Origin of the sequence: uncultured Eudoraea sp., from assembly GCF_947258525.1 — a bacterium.
Taxonomy (GTDB): Bacteria; Bacteroidota; Bacteroidia; order Flavobacteriales; family Flavobacteriaceae; genus Eudoraea.
In genome coordinates, this window is sequence record NZ_CAMYIP010000236.1 from 1,493 (window position 1) to 2,376 (window position 884).

At 42.6% G+C, this 884-nt stretch carries 1 pseudogene; it reads right to left on the minus strand.

What is annotated here, in order from left to right:
- Positions 1-839: pseudogene (locus Q0X89_RS17790) on the minus strand (hypothetical protein); the annotation flags it as partial.
- Positions 840-884: the final 45 nt, after the last annotated feature.

The following is an 884-nucleotide window of genomic DNA, read 5'->3' on the forward strand; positions in this document are numbered from 1 at the left end:
AGTTTATAAGGCCCCTGATTGCCTTCCTGACCGGTAAACTGACTACGTTGGAAAACACCCCTTACCAATGCTCCGGAAGCAAAACCATTTGAAGTAGCACCGCTTTCATGGTTGAGTTTTCCTGCCAGGGAGATACCCTGAACTTTTTTAGTAAACCTGCCGAAATAGCTATCGGTATTCTGAAGATCTACGTCTCCGGCACGAATATTCCAGTTGTCCGAGAATAGTTCTATAAATATCTGGTCGAATTCATCCAGGCTCTGTGAATAACCACCTTGTTGTGCAGGGATATTAGCGTCCTGGATGGACGCTCTTATGGAAACTTTATCACTTAGCCGGCCGGTGATCTGAAGATCGAGCTCACTATTTACCACGGCATTCTGATTATTACCCACGGTAACTCCCCTGGAAATGCTACCCACGGTATTCAGTCCTTCGAAGGGTGTAAAAGACCGCCTTGTACCAACTTCCTGTAACGAGTATAGTTTCTCCACCGACCCGGTACTTTCAATAATTCGTTTCGGATCGAACACATAATAGTCTCGCGTGAGATAATCGGGGTATTTTAAATAGTTGATCGTTACGCTGTCGGTTTGGTTCTTCACCCTTTCGGCAAGTATTAGAAGGCCAGAATTAAAATCGATTCGGTAATCCAGTGAATCCAACACACTTCCATCTTTACGAAGCACCTGAAATCGGGAGGGATTAATGGCAACACTATCCACGAGAATACTGTCGATAACGGCTATTTTTTTTGTTTTATAATTTGATGGAACATCCTGTGCATTTCCCAGAAAAGGCGCGACCAACAATAAAATAAACAGGAAATGCTTCATCATGTATACAACTTTAGCAACAGCTTTTTATTTTGTTGATTCTTTTTT